Below are 14,982 nucleotides of genomic sequence, written 5' to 3' on the forward strand. Positions count from 1 at the left end.
CACACCGGGCAGCACGCCTACGCGGCGCTTGATTATGGCCAAGTCTTCGGTCCACTGACACGAGACCAGGGCGGCACGCGGCTCGTTGGCACGGCTCTTGGGCTCTGTGGCACGGTGCCCACGCGCTTGGCCATCTACACGTACGAGTTGTTCGCTGGCACGCCCCTGTATCGTCCAACGGCGTTATCGACGGCCCGCGTCACGGTCGGCTTTCGACTGAGCGCGCAGCTGTGAGCAGGCACACGTCATTGCTCCATTTTCCCGCCTTTTCGAGGAAGTCCTATGCACATCCTAACAAGTCGTGTCGTGTTGTTTTTAGCTTTAGCGCTGTCCTTAACCTCTCATATTGCTATGGTCTAATTTCCTCGTCGATTCAGCATTCTCCTATCGACATGTCCGAGGGAATTAGACCATGACAGACTGTGTCCGGACTTTCAGGGGACTGGTCCACCTACATCGGCCCTCGATCCAGAGTCGGAAGCAGACATCATGCGGCTCACTCTCAAACTTGTCGAACAATGAACCACGGTCATAGTCAGTCACCGACTTGCGCTAACTCACGCCGTTAGCGTACGTCCGTTGGTCGAGCGCCCGGCTCGGCAACTTCGATCCATGCTCGGTTCACAGCGCTTTGAGATAGCCCCGGAAACGCGCTGCTTGGTCCAACCCTCGACTTGGGGGAGGCCCAAACGCGGGCGCGCCGCGGAATACAGGGACCGTAAAATTAGAAAAAGCCTTGATTTCCCAAGGGTTTTCGGACTAATTCGGCTTTTTGTAGACTATGTCTTGGTGGAGGTAAGCGGGATCGAACCGCTGACCTCTTGCATGCCATGCAAGCGCTCTCCCAGCTGAGCTATACCCCCGACAGAGAACGAGATTCTAGGGATAAACCTACCGTTTGTAAAGCCCTCCGACACAAAATTCTGTCACCGCGCTTAAGACAGCACCGCCCTCAGCCGCTCAAGTACCGTCTCACGGCCGAACAGATGCAGCACCGCATCGATCGATGGCGTATGCGTCGTCCCAGCCACCAGCAGACGCACCGGCATCGCCAACTGAGGCATCTTCAGCTTATGCGCTGCCAGCACCGCCTTCAACGCCGCCCCGATCGCCTCCTTCGTCCAGTCGATCCCCACAAGCGTTTCGATGAACTCGGCAAGCGCGGGACGCACGGCATCCGTCAGATGTCGCTCAAGCTCCTGCGCTGCCGGCACCGGCGTCCGGTAAAACATCACCGCGCTCTCGGCGATCTCCTTGACGGTATTCGCACGGTCCTTGAACAGCGCGACGACGCCGTCCAGCGGCACCCCCTGCGGCGCATCGACACCAAGCGCGGCAAGCATCGGCAACACGAGTGATGCCAGCCGCGCGTTGTCGGCTTCCTTCAGATAATGGTTGTTCAACCACTTCAGCTTATTGGCGTCGTACTGTGCCGGCGACTTGCCCAGGTGCTCGAGGTCGAACCATTCGACGAACTGCTCGCGCGAGAAGATTTCCGCATCGCCGTGCGCCCAACCAAGCCGAGCAAGATAATTCAACACCGCCTCAGGCAGGTAGCCCTCATCGCGATACCCGGTTACGCTCATCGCACCGTTGCGCTTGCTCATCTTTTCGCCTTGCTCGTTGAGCACCGTGGGCAAATGCGCATACACGGGAGGCGTACCGCCCAGCGCACGCAGGATATTAATCTGGCGCGGCGTGTTGTTCACATGGTCATCGCCACGGATCACGTGTGTGATTGCCATGTCCAGGTCGTCGACGACCACGCAAAAGTTATACGTGGGCGTACCGTCGGGCCGAGCGATGACCAGGTCGTCAAGCTCATCGTTCGAGATCTCAATGTGCCCCTTGACCGCGTCGTCCCATGCCACCGTGCCGCTCAGCGGATTCTTAAATCGCACGACGGGCTGCACGCCGGCGGGCGGCGTCGGCAGCACCTTGCCTGGTTCGGGCCGCCAGGTGCCATCATAGCGCGGCTTTAAGCCCGCCTCGCGCTGCCGTTCGCGCAGTGCATCCAGTTCCTCGGGCGACATGTAGCACGGATACGCGAGACCCTGATCGAGCAGTTGCTTGATCACGTCGCGATAGCGCTCCATCCGCTGCATCTGGTAGTACGGCCCTTCGTCGAAATCAAGCCCGAGCCACTGCATGCCATCGAGAATCGCCTGCGTGGCCGCCTCGGTCGAGCGCTCGACGTCAGTATCCTCGATGCGCAGAATGAACGTGCCGTGATGTTTGCGGGCGAACGCCCACGGATAGAGTGCGGAGCGAATGTTGCCAAGATGGATGAAGCCGGTCGGGCTCGGCGCAAAGCGGGTACGTACGGAGGTGGTCATTGCAAATCGGATGGTTCGAGGCTAGGCCCGCGGACCGGGCAAGCCGTCATTATACCGATGCGATCGCGACGGCTCGGGCGATGTCGGGACACGCCCCGGGCGATGTTGGGGCAATGTGCCTAGCCAGGGTAATGCGCCTATAATGCGCGCGGGGCACCGTCGTTGCCATGTCGCGGCAACACCGACCTGTGCCCATCGTGCTGGAGATTTCGTTGAAGCTGTCCGCTGTTTCGCCCGCCCGCCGTCGCTTGCTAGGCGCCGCGACGGCCACGCTGCTTGCTGCATGCACCGGCGCTAAGACCCGCCCCGATATGGCCGCCCCCTCGCTGCCGCCCGCCACGCCGGCCCGCCCGCTAAAGATCGGGCTAGCGCTCGGCGGAGGCGCGGCGCGTGGTTTCGCCCACATCGGTGTCATCAAGGCGCTCGAGGCGCGCGGCATCGATGCCGATATCGTTGTCGGCACCAGCGCCGGCTCAGTCATCGCAGCTTTGTACGCGTCCGGCATGACCGGCCTGCAGATGAACAAGCTTGCGTTGACGATGGACGAGGCGGCGATCAGCGACTGGGCGCTGCCCTTGCGCTCACGCGGCTTCCTCAAGGGCGTCGCGCTGCAAAACTATATCAACACCACGCTGCACAACCGGCCGATCGAAAAGATGGCCCGCCCACTGGGCATCGTGGCAACCGACCTGAAAAGCGGTCAGCCGATCCTGTTCCAGCGGGGTAATACTGGCATCGCGGTACGTGCTTCATGCAGCGTGCCGTCGATATTCGAGCCGGTCCGGATCGGCGATCACGAATATGTCGACGGTGGCCTGGTCAGCCCAGTGCCAGCCGCTTTCGCCCGCAAAATGGGAGCCGATTTGGTGATCGCCGTCGACATCTCGCAGCGCCCGGAAAACGGTCTGACACGCAGCTCGTTCGACGTGCTGATGCAGACCTTCGCGATCATGGGGCAGTCGATCAAAACCTACGAACTCGACAAATATGCCGATATCGTGGTCCATCCCAACCTCACCGCGATAAGCGGCAGTGATTTCGGTCAGCGGAACGCAGCGATCCTCGCCGGAGAAGAGGCCGTTAATCGGATTTTTCCGCAATTGCAGCAAAAGCTGGTGCTGGCTCGCCCGTAGTAACGCACAGATAGGTGACACTCGGCCGGCGCGCGGCCGGGAGCGTTCAGTCCGCTGTCGATGCGCTGACGCGTTGCCGCAACGCGTCGCCCTTCGCCGGATACGCGGGGTCAAGCCGACGTGCGCCGGTAAACCGCTTCTCCCAGTACCCGCCATCCAGTTCATCGACGCGGATCGTATTGCCGGTCGACGGCGAATGCACGAACTTGTTATCGCCGATATAGATGCCCACGTGCGAGAACGTGCGACGCATCGTGTTGAAGAACACCAAGTCGCCCGGCTTCAATTCGCTCATCTTGACCTTCTCGCCGACGCGGCTCATTTCCTCCGCGCGACGCGGCAGCGTCAAGCCGAGCGTGTCTTGAAACACGTAACGGACGAAGCCGCTGCAGTCCAGACCCGAACTGGGCGAGTCGCCCCCCCACCGATAACGCACCCCGATCATGTTGAGCGCACCGACGACCACGTCGCCAGCCTTAGTGGCCATGCCGGAAAGAAACGAATGGGTATTTGACGAAAAGGTCTGGCTCGCGCTTTGCTGAGAATCCTGGGCACCGCTTTGCGTCGTGCCGTCTTGTGCCGCCGATGGCTGGGAATCCCGCCCCATGTTGACACTTTTTCTCCAACTTCCTGTTTCGTCGGCGTACGCCCCATTTACTCCAGCCATCAGCGCGCCGAGGAACACGCTAGCAACAATTCGAACGCAAGCTTGTTTCAGATTGATATGCTGCATCGGATCGGTAGTATTTTCTGGGAAAACTTGAGAAATCAGGGGGATGCGGAAAGTTTGGACGATACTACCCAGTGTTTATTACGCTGTCAAAGAAAATAGGCAATTTCAATTATTCCCATACGTTTATTAGTTTCCGTTAGTCCGACTCCGCATCAAACTTGGCAGCTTTCAATAATTTACGGGTGTAAGGATGAGTCGGCGCATGCAGCAGCGCCTCCGTGGGCGCGGTTTCGACGACCATGCCACCCTGGATGACGACGACCCGGTGTGCGATCGCCGCGATAACCTCCAGATCGTGTGAGATGAACACATAACCTAGGTTGTACTTTTGTTGCAACCGCGACAGCAAATGCAGCACCTGCTGTTGAATCGACACGTCAAGAGCGCTGGTCGGCTCGTCCAGCACCAGGACCTGCGGCTCGACGATTAGGGCGCGCGCAATAGCAATCCGCTGACGCTGCCCGCCGGAAAATTCGTGCGGATATCGTAACAATGCGGTGCGATCGATGCCGACCTCGCGCAGTGTGGCGATCACCTTTGCGCGCCGTGCAGCCTCGTCCAGGCCCGGCGCATGCAACGCCAGCCCTTCGCCGACGATTTGCTCGACCGTCTGGTGCGGCGAAAGCGAACTGAACGGATCTTGAAAGACGACCTGGATCTGCGCGCGCAACGCGCGGCGCTGGCGTCCACGAAACGAGCCTAGAGGCCGACCGCGGAACTCGATCGTGCCGGTATCGGTGTGCTGCAAGCCGAGCAACGCCATCGCCAACGTCGATTTCCCGGAACCGGATTCGCCCACTACGCCCAGCGTTTCGCCTTGGCGCACGGCAACGCTGACGCCATCTAGCGCCACGAAGCGGCGCGGCGCGAACCACTCGGCGAGGGTGCGCCGCCGCTTCGGGAACGACACACGAATGTCGCGCGCCTCCAGCAGCACCGGGGCGATCGGCAACACCGGCAGGACGTTGCGCACTGGCCGGCTCGCCAGCAACCGTTGCGTGTACGGATGCTGCGGCGCGGAGAAAATTTGCTCGACAGTGCCCACCTCCACGAGTCTACCCTGCTCCATTACCACAACGCGCTGCGCAAAGCGTCGCACCAGATTCAGGTCATGGGTGATCAGTAGCACCGCCATGCCGTGTGGATGAATATCGCGTGCCTGTTGCAACTCGAGCAGCAACTTCACGATCTGGCCCCGAATTGTCACATCCAGTGCCGTGGTCGGCTCGTCCGCGAGCAGCAACCGCGGCCGACACGCGAGCGCCATCGCGATCATTGCCCGTTGCCGCTGGCCGCCAGAAAGCTGGTGCGGGTAGTCGTCCACCCGCCGAGGCGCGTCGTCAATGCCGGTACGGGCGAGCAACGCGATCGCTCGGCGCCGTGCCTGCCGCACGTCCACGCCGTCATGCCATCGGATCGATTCGATGATTTGCTTGCCGATCGTATACAACGGATTGAGCGCGCTCATCGGCTCCTGAAAAATCATCGCGATCTGGGCACCGCGCACACTGCGCATGCGCCTTTCGCTCAACGTGAGCAGATCTTCGCCAGCGAAACGGATCGCGCCGTCCAGTTGCGCGTCGCGCAGCAGACGCAGCACGGACAGCGCGGTCACGGTCTTGCCCGATCCGGATTCGCCGACCAACGCGACCCGCTCCCCCCGGCCAATGGCCAGACTGAGGTCATGAACGGCGATCGACTCGCCGAACCGCACCTGCAAGTGCTCGATCGACAGCAGCGGCTGCGACTGAACCGACTGAACGGCCACCTCACCTGTCGGCGGGAATGCTTGCGTCATTGTCATCGTAGGGTTCATTTCATCAGGCGGCTACCCGGGCAGCGCGACGGCGCGGCACCGGCGGACACCACGTCACTGCCCGCCTGCCACGCCCAGTGCATCGGCCAGCCGGGCATCGAGCGCGTTGCGCAACGCATCGCCCATGAACGTGAGCAGCGTCAGCGTCAGCACCAGGACACCGAACGTCGACATGGATATCCACCATGCGTCCAAGTTCGCCTTGCCTTGCGCCAGCAACTCACCAAGGCTGGGCGTGGGTGGCGGCACGCCAAGGCCGAGGAAGTCCAAACTCGTCAACGCCAAGACCGACGCGCTCAAGCGGAACGGCAGGAACGTAATGACCGGCGTCATGCTGTTGGGCATCACGTGCCGGCGGATGATTTGCCAGTGCGACAGCCCCATCGCGCGCGCCGCTTTCACATAGTCGAGCGTGCGATTGCGCAGAAACTCTGCGCGCACGTAGGCGGCCAGCCCCATCCATCCGAACAGCGACAGCAGTACCAGCAGCAGCGTGAGGCTGGGTTCGAAAATCGACGCGAAGATGATCAGCAAATACAGTTCCGGCAGCGAACCCCAAATCTCGGTCAGCCGTTGCCCCGCCAAATCGATGCACCCGCCGAAGTACCCCTGCAGCGCTCCAATCACGATGCCCAGCAGTGTGCCGATCGCCGTCAGCGCTAGCCCGAACGATACCGACACAGCAAAACCATACAGCAGGCGTGCGAACACATCGCGTCCCTGGCTGTCGGTCCCGAGCCAGTTCTCGCGCGACGGCGGCGCGGGATTAGGCAATGGCGAAAAATAATTCAGCGTATCGTACGAGTAGGGGTTCGGTGGATAGATCGCGAAATTGCCGGGTTGCTCGAAACGCGCTCGGATATACGGGTCGAGGTAATCGGTCGGAGTCGGAAACTGCCCGCCAAACGTGGTTTCCGGATACGTCTGAAACAACGGAAAATACAGTGCATGCTGATAGCGCACGATGAACGGCCGGTCGTTCGACACGAAGAAGCCGCACAGGCTGAACGCATACAGTGCGACGAAGACCACCAGACTCCAATAACCGACGCGGTTGCGCTTGAAGCGGCGCCACAGTCGCTGGTACGGCGACGGCGACGCGAGCGCCGGCACGACGCCGCGCGTTATCGCATCCGGGCCGGCCGCATGGCCGGACTTGACACGCCATCTCACGTCAACGCTCCAGGTTGTCGAATTGGATTCTCGGGTCGACCAGCACGTAGCACAGGTCGGAAACCAGCTGCGTGATCAGCCCGATCAGCGTAAAGAGATACAGCGTGCCGAGCACCACCGGGTAGTCGCGCCGCAGCACCGATTCATAGGACAGCAACCCCAGACCATCGAGCGAGAACAGCGTCTCGATCAACAAGCTTCCGGTAAAGAATGCGCCGATGAATGCCGCGGGAAAGCCGACAACGAGCGGCAGCATCGCATTGCGCAGCACGTGCGTGAACAGCACGCGGCGCTCGGGCAGGCCCTTGGCGCGCGCCGTCAGCACATACTGGCGACGGATCTGGTCAAGAAAAGCATTCTTGGTCAACATCGTGACCACCGCGAAGCTGCCGACCACCGACGCGGTCACCGGCAGCGCAATATGCCACAGGTAGTCGGCGATCTTACCCAGCATGCTGAGTTGCGACCAGTTATCCGATGTCAGCCCGCGCAACGGAAACAGTTGCAAGAACGTGCCCCCGCCGAACAGCACCAGCAGCAGCACACCAAGCACGAAGCCAGGAATCGCGTAGCCGACCAGCACGACGATGCTGGTCCAAACATCAAAGCGCGATCCGTTGCGCACTGCCTTCGCAATGCCCAGCGGCACCGATATCAGATAGGTCAACAAGAACGTCCATAGCCCGATGCTGATCGACACCGGCAGCTTGGAAACCACCAGCGACCAGACACTCTGATGCCGAAAGTAGCTGTCACCGAGATCGAATCGCGCATAACGCGACAGCATCAACACGTAGCGCTCCAAAGGCGGCTTGTCGAAACCATACAGCTTCTTCAATTGCGCGATCTGTTGCGCGTCCACGCCGGCGTGCGCCCTCATGCCGAACGGCGCGCCGCCCTGCTCCTGCCCCTTGCGCAACTCGCGCACGGTTTGCTCGACCGGGCCGCCGGGCACGAACTGGATCACGACAAAGGTCAGCGTCAATACGCCGAACAGCGTCGGGATCATCAACAACAGGCGCTTCAGGATGTAGCTCCACATGCCGGTTCAGTGTGCGTCATTCAAGGATGGCGCTCCTGCGGCGCTTGCCACCACAGCGAACGTACCCACTCTTCGGCGGTGTAGTAAGGTGGCTCGATCCGGGGATACGCCAGCGTGCAGCGATAGGCGATCCGGTGCACCGGACTGTACCACTGCGGCACCACGTAATAGCCGTGCAACAGCACGCGGTCCAGCGCGCGACTCGCCGCCAACAGCTCGTCCATCGTGCGCGCGGCCAGCAGCGCGTGCAGGATAGCATCAACCGCAGGCGATTTCAGGCCGAACAAGTTGTCCGAGCCCGGCTCATCAGCCGCATGGCTGCCAAAACGCGCCAGTTGCTCCGAGCCCGGCACTTCGACATCCGGATACCGCAACGAGGTCATGTCAAAATCGAATGCGTCCAGCCGCTTCTGCAACACCGCATAGTCCAGCTGCCGGTACGCGACCCGGATGCCGAGCTTTTGCAAGTTGCGGATATACGGCGCCGCGACCTGCGCCATGCCGCCGCCCGAATCGTCGATGATCTCGAACTCGAACGGCGTGCCGTCGCGTGCACGCAATGCACCGTCGCGGTACGTCCAGCCCGCCTGGGCGAGTAGTTCACGCGCCTGAATCAGATTGGCCCGTAGCGAATGGGGAGGCGGCGCGGTGACCGGCTGCGCCAGCAAAGGCCCGAACACGGCCGGATCGAGTTGCGCGCGCAATGGCGTGAGGATGGCAAGCTCAGCCGCATCCGGTATGGCACGCGCAGCCAGCGCGCCATTGGCAAAATAACTGTTTAACCGGGTGTACTGTCCATAAAACAGTTGCCGGTTCAGCCATTCGAAATCGAGCGCCAAATTGAGCGCGTGTCGCACCCGTACATCGCGGAACAGCGCGCGCCGCGTGTTGACCACGAAACCCTGCATGCCCGCACTATTGTGGTGGCGAAACTCGCGCTTGACTAGCTCACCGCTGCGGAACCGCTTGCCGACATAGCCGCGCACCCATTGGCGGGCAATGTACTCGACGTTCACGTCGAATTCTCCAGCCTTAAAGGCTTCGAGCTTGGCGACGCTATCCGCATAGAGCTTGTATGTGATCCGCTCGAAGTTATACATGCCGCGCCGCACCGGCAGCCCGGCTGCCCAATAGTGCGGGTCCCGCTTTAACGTGATGGTGCGGCCATTGGCGTAGCGCTCAATCAGATACGGGCCGCTGGCGATCGGCGTCTCGAACGCCAGTTGGTCGAATGGGATACGCGAGCCATCCGCGCGCAGCCCCCACTTACGGGAGAACACGGGCACACTGCCGGCCAGCAGCGGCAATTCCCGATTCGGACGCTTGAACTCGAACCGGACCGTCGCGGCATCGACCACCACCGCACGCGTGATATCGCCGAACACCGCAGCAAACTGCGGGGCAGCCAACGGGCTCTTGAGCGTATCGAACGAATATTTAACATCCTCCGCCTGCACCGGGTCGCCATTCGAGAAGCGTGCCTTTGGATTCAGATGAAACGTCGCGCACAGCCGGTCGGGCGCAATCTGCACATCATCGGCAAGCAGGCCGTAGGCTGACGCCAGTTCGTCCGCGCTGCCGGTCATCAGCGTCTCGAACATCAAGTCGACGCCGGGCGCGACGTTGCCGCGCAGCGTGAACGGATTGAACTTGTCGAAACTCGTGAGCCGGCTCGGGTTAGCCAGCGTCAGCGTGCCGCCTTTCGGGGCGTCGGGATTGACGTAGTCAAAGTGCGAAAAACCCTGCGCATACTTCGGCTCGCCGTACTGTGCGATTGCATAGGCGCCATGCGCGGCGCACGCAGCCAATTCGGAGGTGACCAGTAAAGCGGCGATGAGACAAGGTTGCAGTCGACGACGAAGCCATCGCAAGCCAGGGGTCATGGAAACGGTCCAGGGTTGCACTGTGCGACAATTCTATAGAAAATCGGGCGCCGCACCGGCATCGGGCACCCCGCGCCGTTGCGCGACATGCCGTCGACGGCCCCGACCGGCATACGACTGACATAGGGAGTATTCATGGGTTTTCTGGCTGGCAAACGCATCCTCATCACGGGTCTGCTGTCGAACCGCTCGATCGCGTACGGTATCGCGCAGGCCGCGCACCGCGAAGGCGCCGAGCTTGCGTTCACCTACGTGGACGAACGCTTCAAGGAACGCATCACCGAGTTCGCCGCCGGGCTCGGCAGCGAGTTGGTCTTGCCTTGCGATGTTGCCGACGACGCACAGATCAACGCGCTGTTCGCATCGCTGAAGCAGCATTGGGACAACCTGGACGGGCTTGTGCACTCCATCGGCTTCGCGCCGCGCGAGGCGATCGCGGGCGATTTCCTGGACGGCCTGTCGCGCGAAGGGTTCCGCATCGCGCACGACATTTCCGCCTACAGCTTCCCGGCCATGGTCAAGGCTGCCGCGCCGATGCTGGCGGACACCGCGTCGTTGCTGACGTTGACGTACTTGGGCGCCGAGCGCGTGGTGCCACACTACAACACGATGGGACTGGCCAAGGCCTCGCTGGAAGCCAGTGTGCGCTACCTAGCGGCCTCGCTCGGGCCGCGCGGCGTGCGCGTCAACGGTATCTCGGCGGGTCCGATCAAGACGCTGGCGGCCAGCGGCATCAAGGACTTCGGTAAGATCCTGCAATTCGTCGAGCATAACGCGCCGCTGCGCCGGAATGTGACCATCGAGGAAGTCGGCAACGTGGCCGCGTTCCTGCTCTCGGAGCTGTCCTCCGGGATTACCGCCGAGATCACCTATGTCGACAGCGGCTTCAACGCGGTGGCCGGTGGGTTGCCCAGCGCAGGCGAATAAGCTGAGTCACGCGAACCGCACGCGTGGCGCCTAGGTGCCCGGCGAAACAAGAACCGCCGGGTTCTTGAACCACGTCCCAAGCCAGTCTTTCATTGCACGCCGAAGCGGGCGATTCATCCAACCTTCGGCACCGGCCGTACGGTTTTTATGCGTTGCCCCGTGGTATTAGCGTTGCAATGTCGGCCAACATTGTGCATCGTTGCATCGCGCATCATGCATTCCGACCTTAACTGTTCACTGGAGATAGTCGACACGATGGCCACTTACAAGGAACTTCAGGCACAGCTCGCCACACTGATCGAGCAAGCCGAAGCGGCAAAACTTCAAGAACGGGAAGCGGCGCTCGCTCAAGCCCGCGATCTCGTCGCCACCTATGAATTGACCGAAAAAGAAGTATTCGGCCAAGCCAAGCGCGGCGGGCCACGGGCGCACCCGGGCGCGCAACCCAAATACCGGGATCCGCAGACCGGCGCGACATGGAGCGGCCGTGGCCGTGCGCCGGCCTGGATCAACGGCAAGAACCGCAATCGCTTCCTAATCAAAGATTGATGATGCGGTACACGGCCGGCACTACATTAGTCGTCTATAACGACTATACGACAATGCTGAACGGTCGATCGGCTCATGAAAAGGCCCTCACGAGGAGGGCCTTGCACTCGCGGCGCCTTCGCGCAGTGGAGCATGACGTCGCTCGATCGCAAATGCGAGCATCAATGCCGACGCGCTAACCGTCGGCCGCGTCCCCCCGGCCATGCCGCGTCGAATCCGGGCGCGACGCGTCAGCCAGGTCATCGTGCGGCATCCCCGTGCCCTTCTCAATCATTTCGACCAGAAAATCGATGAACGCGCGCACCGCCGGCAGCAATCCCTGCCGGGACAGGAACACCGCGTAAAGCTGCGGCGGCGGCAATGTCCAGCCGGGCATCACCGGCGACAATTGCCCGGCGTTCATCGCCGCCTGGTAGATATTGTCCGGCAGTACCGCAATACCCACACCGGCCAGTACCGCCTGGTGGATCATCAACAAGTCGGCGGTCACCAGCCGCGGTTCATGCTCGTAGTCATGACGCTTGCCATCCGGCGCAATCAGCTTGAATACGTACCGGCCGTCGGCACTGGGCACCGACAGCGTCGCATAGCGCGCCAAGTCAGCCGGCACCATCGGCGGGTGGTTCGTGTCCAACAGGCTCGGCGAGCCGACCAGCATCTGCTCCCTGCGCCATAGCGGCCGCACGACGATATTCGAGTTCGCGTGCGGCTCCGAGCGCACCCGCAACGCGACGTCGATCTCGTCCTCGAACAGGTCAATCACACGGTTTGTGACGTGCGCCACCACTTTCACGTCTGGATAGCGGCGTAGGAACTCCGGCATCCAATGCGCCAGCATCGTTTGGGAGACGGTCATCGGCACGCTGACACGCACCGTGCCGCGCGGTGTCGAGCCGAGTTGGTGAACCGCATCCAGCGCGGCCCGCGCTTCGCCGAGCATCGCCACACAATGCCGATGGAACAGCGCACCCGCCTCGGTCAGCGCAAGCTTGCGCGTCGAGCGCTGCAACAACCGCACCCCGAGCGCCGCCTCCAGGTCGGACAGCCGCCGTGACAAGCGTGATTTGGAAATACCCAGAGCGCGCTCGGCAGCAGAAAAACCACCGTATTCGACCACCTGCGAAAAGTACAGCAGGTCGTTCAGATCATGATGACCGAGGTTCACGTCGCCGTTCCATCAGTAGAACAATTCGTTGCAGCACGACCCGCTGGCAGCCCATAACACCACACTTATAATCATCTCACGTTGCATAGATGATGCAAATAGCCCAGTTGAAAACGGAGATTCTGATGATCGATCACATCAGCCACACTGTCGCGGCGGCACGCTCGCGGGACGTGGTGGCCCGCGCAGTCCGGCAAGTGGTTCCCGCGCAGCGCACCGTGGAGGGTGCGGGATTTGTTGTACACCGGCCGTTCCCGACGCGAACGCTAACGGACTTCGATCCGTTCTTGCTGCTCGATGAGATGGGCCCGGTTGACTACGCGCCGGGCCAGGCCGTCGGTGCACCCGCACACCCCCATCGCGGCTTTGAGACGGTCACGTACATGCTAGAAGGTGAGTTCGCTCATCGGGACTCCGCAGGTCACGCCGGTACACTCGGCCCAGGCGACGTCCAGTGGATGACGGCCGGCGTCGGCGTGGTCCATAGCGAAATGCCAGCCGCTTCGCTGTTCGAACACGGCGGACGCTCGCACGGCTTCCAGTTGTGGGTCAATCTGCCGCGCCGCGACAAAATGATGGCACCGCGCTACCAGGAACTGCCCGGCGCGCACATTCCAGTTGCACGCACGCCGGACGGGCGCATCGACGTCAAGATCATCGCCGGGGAAGCACTCGGGGTGAGCGCCGCGATTCAGACACGCACCCCGATCCTGTTCCAGCATTTCCGGATGCAGCCCGGTGCAACCCTGGTGCATTCGGTACCGGATGGCTTTCGTGTATTCGCCTATACGCTCGACAATGGCGGCCGCTATGGCGTCCAGCAGACGGCGGCCGGCGCACGGCAGATGGTGATGTTTGACAACGTCGGCGATACGATCACGATCAGCGCCACCGATCGACCACTGCAATTTCTGTTGATCGGCGGCGTGCCGCTCAATGAACCTGTCGTGCGCTACGGCCCATTTGTGATGAACACCGAGGACGAGATCCGCCAAGCCGTCGCGGACTACCGCAGCGGCAAATTTGGACACATCGCTGCCTGAGCAGTGGGCAGCGAGCGCCCTGCGGCACAGTTCACGTATGGCGGGCCAAGACGTGATAACGGCGCAGTCGTGCACGCATGCGTGCGGCAGCCGTTTCGGTCACAATGATTACTCGCCGACCGTTGCTCAGCCACTTTGGCCAACTTGGAGGACTGACGACAATGAAAGAAGCAATCGTCACCGCGCACATCGGCCATCACGCGTATCGGGTCCTGCTCGACGATGGCGCCCATAGCTGGCTAGCGGACGAGCCGGCGTCAGCCGGCGGCGGCGACCGCGGGCCCACGCCCCTGTCGCTGCTGCTGTCCAGCCTGGGTGCATGCACGTTGATCACATTGAAGATGTATGCGCAGCGCAAGCAATGGCCTCTAGCCGACGTCGATGTTTCGCTTGATATCGAGAAGAACGACGAGGGGTCCACTATCCGCCGCACAATCGTGCTGCACGGCGAGCTGGACAACGAGCAGCGGGAACGCTTGTTGCAAATCGCCAATGCGTGCCCAGTCCATCAGCTGTTGACGCATCCGATCGCCATTCAGAGCGGACTGGCAGCGGCCGCGTAAACCGACGTCGATCCGCGCTATCATCGCGGCACACGGCGCCTTGCCCGTTGGAGGACACTGCTGCTTTGAACTTCGAACATCTGATCCAGGTCAACGACCCGCTGAACCCGTTGACCACTACACTGACCCGTGACGAACTGTGGGCCGGTCTCGTGCTGCGTGCGGAACAGCCGCAGTTGTTCGTGCTCGGCCTGGACAGCTGCACGATCCTGTCGCGCCACGGCGATACACTGGAACGCGAGTTGCACTACGGACCGGCCACGGTGCGTGATCGCGTGACGCTAAGCCCCGGGCACCAGGTCCGGTATGACATCGAGGCGACCGACGCCCACGTCGGCGGATCGCTGACGATGACGATCGAGCAGCCAGACCCGGTGCAGTTGTTCGTGCGCTTCGAGTACCGCACCACGCTACCAAGCGCCGTGCAAGGTTCCGATGACGAGCAAATGACTGAAATCGTCAAGTCGGCCTATCGCGAGGCGGATCTCGATACCGTACGGCTGATCCGCGAATACGCGGGCAACGGCCGGTTGTCTACACACGTGCATTGACCCGCTGCGTCGGCTATCAACTTGCTGCGGTGATTAATAGACGCAATTGCAAATAAGAATAATTATCA

13 protein-coding genes, 1 tRNA gene and 1 pseudogene are annotated in these 14,982 nt (G+C 61.6%); 7 read left to right on the top strand and 8 right to left on the bottom strand.

All coding sequences use genetic code 11. The annotated features are described in order from the left end of the window. Positions 1–234, top strand: a pseudogene (locus B0O95_RS12360) (ShlB/FhaC/HecB family hemolysin secretion/activation protein); the annotation flags it as partial. A 553-nt stretch (positions 235–787) separates the two neighbouring features. On the opposite strand, the gene B0O95_RS12365 reads toward B0O95_RS12360, so the two are convergent. Then, positions 788–863: transfer RNA gene (locus B0O95_RS12365), tRNA-Ala, on the bottom strand. Between the two features lie 72 nt (positions 864–935). Then, positions 936–2,336 carry a glutamate--tRNA ligase gene (gene gltX, locus B0O95_RS12370; RefSeq protein WP_104078158.1) on the bottom strand — a complete coding sequence of 467 codons (1,401 nt, stop codon included), beginning with the start codon at positions 2,334–2,336 and terminating at the stop codon, positions 936–938. Between the two features lie 212 nt (positions 2,337–2,548). On the opposite strand from gltX, the gene B0O95_RS12375 reads away from it, so the two are divergent. Further along, positions 2,549–3,469, top strand: a complete 921-nt coding sequence (locus tag B0O95_RS12375; protein ID WP_370641744.1) for a patatin-like phospholipase family protein — start codon at positions 2,549–2,551, stop codon at positions 3,467–3,469. Between the two features lie 46 nt (positions 3,470–3,515). On the opposite strand, the gene B0O95_RS12380 is transcribed toward B0O95_RS12375, so the two are convergent. The 5 genes from B0O95_RS12380 to B0O95_RS12400 all read right to left on the bottom strand — a co-directional run bounded on the left by B0O95_RS12380 (position 3,516) and on the right by B0O95_RS12400 (position 10,116). Continuing rightward, a complete protein-coding gene (locus B0O95_RS12380) occupies positions 3,516–4,202 on the bottom strand; it encodes a C40 family peptidase (protein ID WP_104078160.1) in 687 nt (228 codons plus the stop codon). Positions 4,203–4,338: 136 nt separating this feature from the next. Then, positions 4,339–6,000: an ABC transporter ATP-binding protein gene (locus B0O95_RS12385; protein ID WP_104078161.1), complete on the bottom strand. Its 1,662-nt coding sequence runs from the start codon at positions 5,998–6,000 to the stop codon at positions 4,339–4,341. A 72-nt stretch (positions 6,001–6,072) separates the two neighbouring features. Further along, positions 6,073–7,146 carry an ABC transporter permease gene (locus B0O95_RS12390; RefSeq protein WP_104078223.1) on the bottom strand — a complete coding sequence of 358 codons (1,074 nt, stop codon included), beginning with the start codon at positions 7,144–7,146 and terminating at the stop codon, positions 6,073–6,075. Positions 7,147–7,192: 46 nt separating this feature from the next. Continuing rightward, a complete protein-coding gene (locus tag B0O95_RS12395; RefSeq protein ID WP_104078162.1) occupies positions 7,193–8,233 on the bottom strand; it encodes a microcin C ABC transporter permease YejB in 1,041 nt (346 codons plus the stop codon). Between the two features lie 20 nt (positions 8,234–8,253). Further along, positions 8,254–10,116: an extracellular solute-binding protein gene (locus tag B0O95_RS12400; protein ID WP_104078163.1), complete on the bottom strand. Its 1,863-nt coding sequence runs from the start codon at positions 10,114–10,116 to the stop codon at positions 8,254–8,256. Positions 10,117–10,251: 135 nt separating this feature from the next. On the opposite strand from B0O95_RS12400, the gene fabI reads away from it, so the two are divergent. Together fabI and B0O95_RS12410 are read left to right on the top strand one after the other, a co-directional pair. Then, positions 10,252–11,043 carry an enoyl-ACP reductase FabI gene (gene fabI, locus B0O95_RS12405; RefSeq protein ID WP_104078164.1) on the top strand — a complete coding sequence of 264 codons (792 nt, stop codon included), beginning with the start codon at positions 10,252–10,254 and terminating at the stop codon, positions 11,041–11,043. Between the two features lie 255 nt (positions 11,044–11,298). After that, positions 11,299–11,592, top strand: coding sequence for an H-NS histone family protein (locus B0O95_RS12410; protein WP_076785083.1), 294 nt, complete (start codon positions 11,299–11,301; stop codon positions 11,590–11,592). Between the two features lie 175 nt (positions 11,593–11,767). Here B0O95_RS12410 and B0O95_RS12415 read toward each other — a convergent pair whose 3' ends face one another. Then, on the bottom strand, positions 11,768–12,757 hold the full coding sequence (locus B0O95_RS12415) for a LysR family transcriptional regulator (RefSeq protein WP_104078165.1): 990 nt from the start codon (positions 12,755–12,757) through the stop codon (positions 11,768–11,770). A gap of 125 nt (positions 12,758–12,882) precedes the next feature. On the opposite strand from B0O95_RS12415, the gene B0O95_RS12420 reads away from it, so the two are divergent. The 3 genes from B0O95_RS12420 (at position 12,883) to B0O95_RS12430 (ending at position 14,914) form a co-directional block, all read left to right on the top strand. After that, the gene (locus B0O95_RS12420; protein WP_104078224.1) at positions 12,883–13,800 is read left to right on the top strand and encodes a pirin family protein; all 918 of its coding nucleotides are present in this window, start codon (positions 12,883–12,885) and stop codon (positions 13,798–13,800) included. A gap of 161 nt (positions 13,801–13,961) precedes the next feature. Further along, positions 13,962–14,363, top strand: a complete 402-nt coding sequence (locus tag B0O95_RS12425) for an OsmC family protein (RefSeq protein ID WP_104078166.1) — start codon at positions 13,962–13,964, stop codon at positions 14,361–14,363. 65 nt (positions 14,364–14,428) lie between these two features. Beyond that, complete coding sequence (locus B0O95_RS12430; protein ID WP_104078225.1) at positions 14,429–14,914, top strand: SRPBCC family protein; 486 nt, start codon at positions 14,429–14,431, stop codon at positions 14,912–14,914. The last annotated feature ends 68 nt before the right edge of the window (positions 14,915–14,982 follow it).

Origin of the sequence: Mycetohabitans endofungorum, from assembly GCF_002927045.1 — a bacterium.
Taxonomy (GTDB): Bacteria; Pseudomonadota; Gammaproteobacteria; order Burkholderiales; family Burkholderiaceae; genus Mycetohabitans; species Mycetohabitans endofungorum.

Excerpts from the sequence above, each read along its gene's own strand:
- fabI (WP_104078164.1), top strand. The coding sequence starts at position 10,252 with ATGGGTTTTCTGGCTGGCAAACGCATCCTCATCACGGGTCTGCTGTCG.
- B0O95_RS12395 (WP_104078162.1), bottom strand. The coding sequence starts at position 8,233 with ATGTGGAGCTACATCCTGAAGCGCCTGTTGTTGATGATCCCGACGCTG.
- gltX (WP_104078158.1), bottom strand. The coding sequence starts at position 2,336 with ATGACCACCTCCGTACGTACCCGCTTTGCGCCGAGCCCGACCGGCTTC.
- B0O95_RS12410 (WP_076785083.1), top strand. The coding sequence starts at position 11,299 with ATGGCCACTTACAAGGAACTTCAGGCACAGCTCGCCACACTGATCGAG.
- B0O95_RS12420 (WP_104078224.1), top strand. The coding sequence starts at position 12,883 with ATGATCGATCACATCAGCCACACTGTCGCGGCGGCACGCTCGCGGGAC.
- B0O95_RS12425 (WP_104078166.1), top strand. The coding sequence starts at position 13,962 with ATGAAAGAAGCAATCGTCACCGCGCACATCGGCCATCACGCGTATCGG.
- B0O95_RS12380 (WP_104078160.1), bottom strand. The coding sequence starts at position 4,202 with ATGCAGCATATCAATCTGAAACAAGCTTGCGTTCGAATTGTTGCTAGC.
- B0O95_RS12400 (WP_104078163.1), bottom strand. The coding sequence starts at position 10,116 with ATGACCCCTGGCTTGCGATGGCTTCGTCGTCGACTGCAACCTTGTCTC.
- B0O95_RS12385 (WP_104078161.1), bottom strand. The coding sequence starts at position 6,000 with ATGACGCAAGCATTCCCGCCGACAGGTGAGGTGGCCGTTCAGTCGGTT.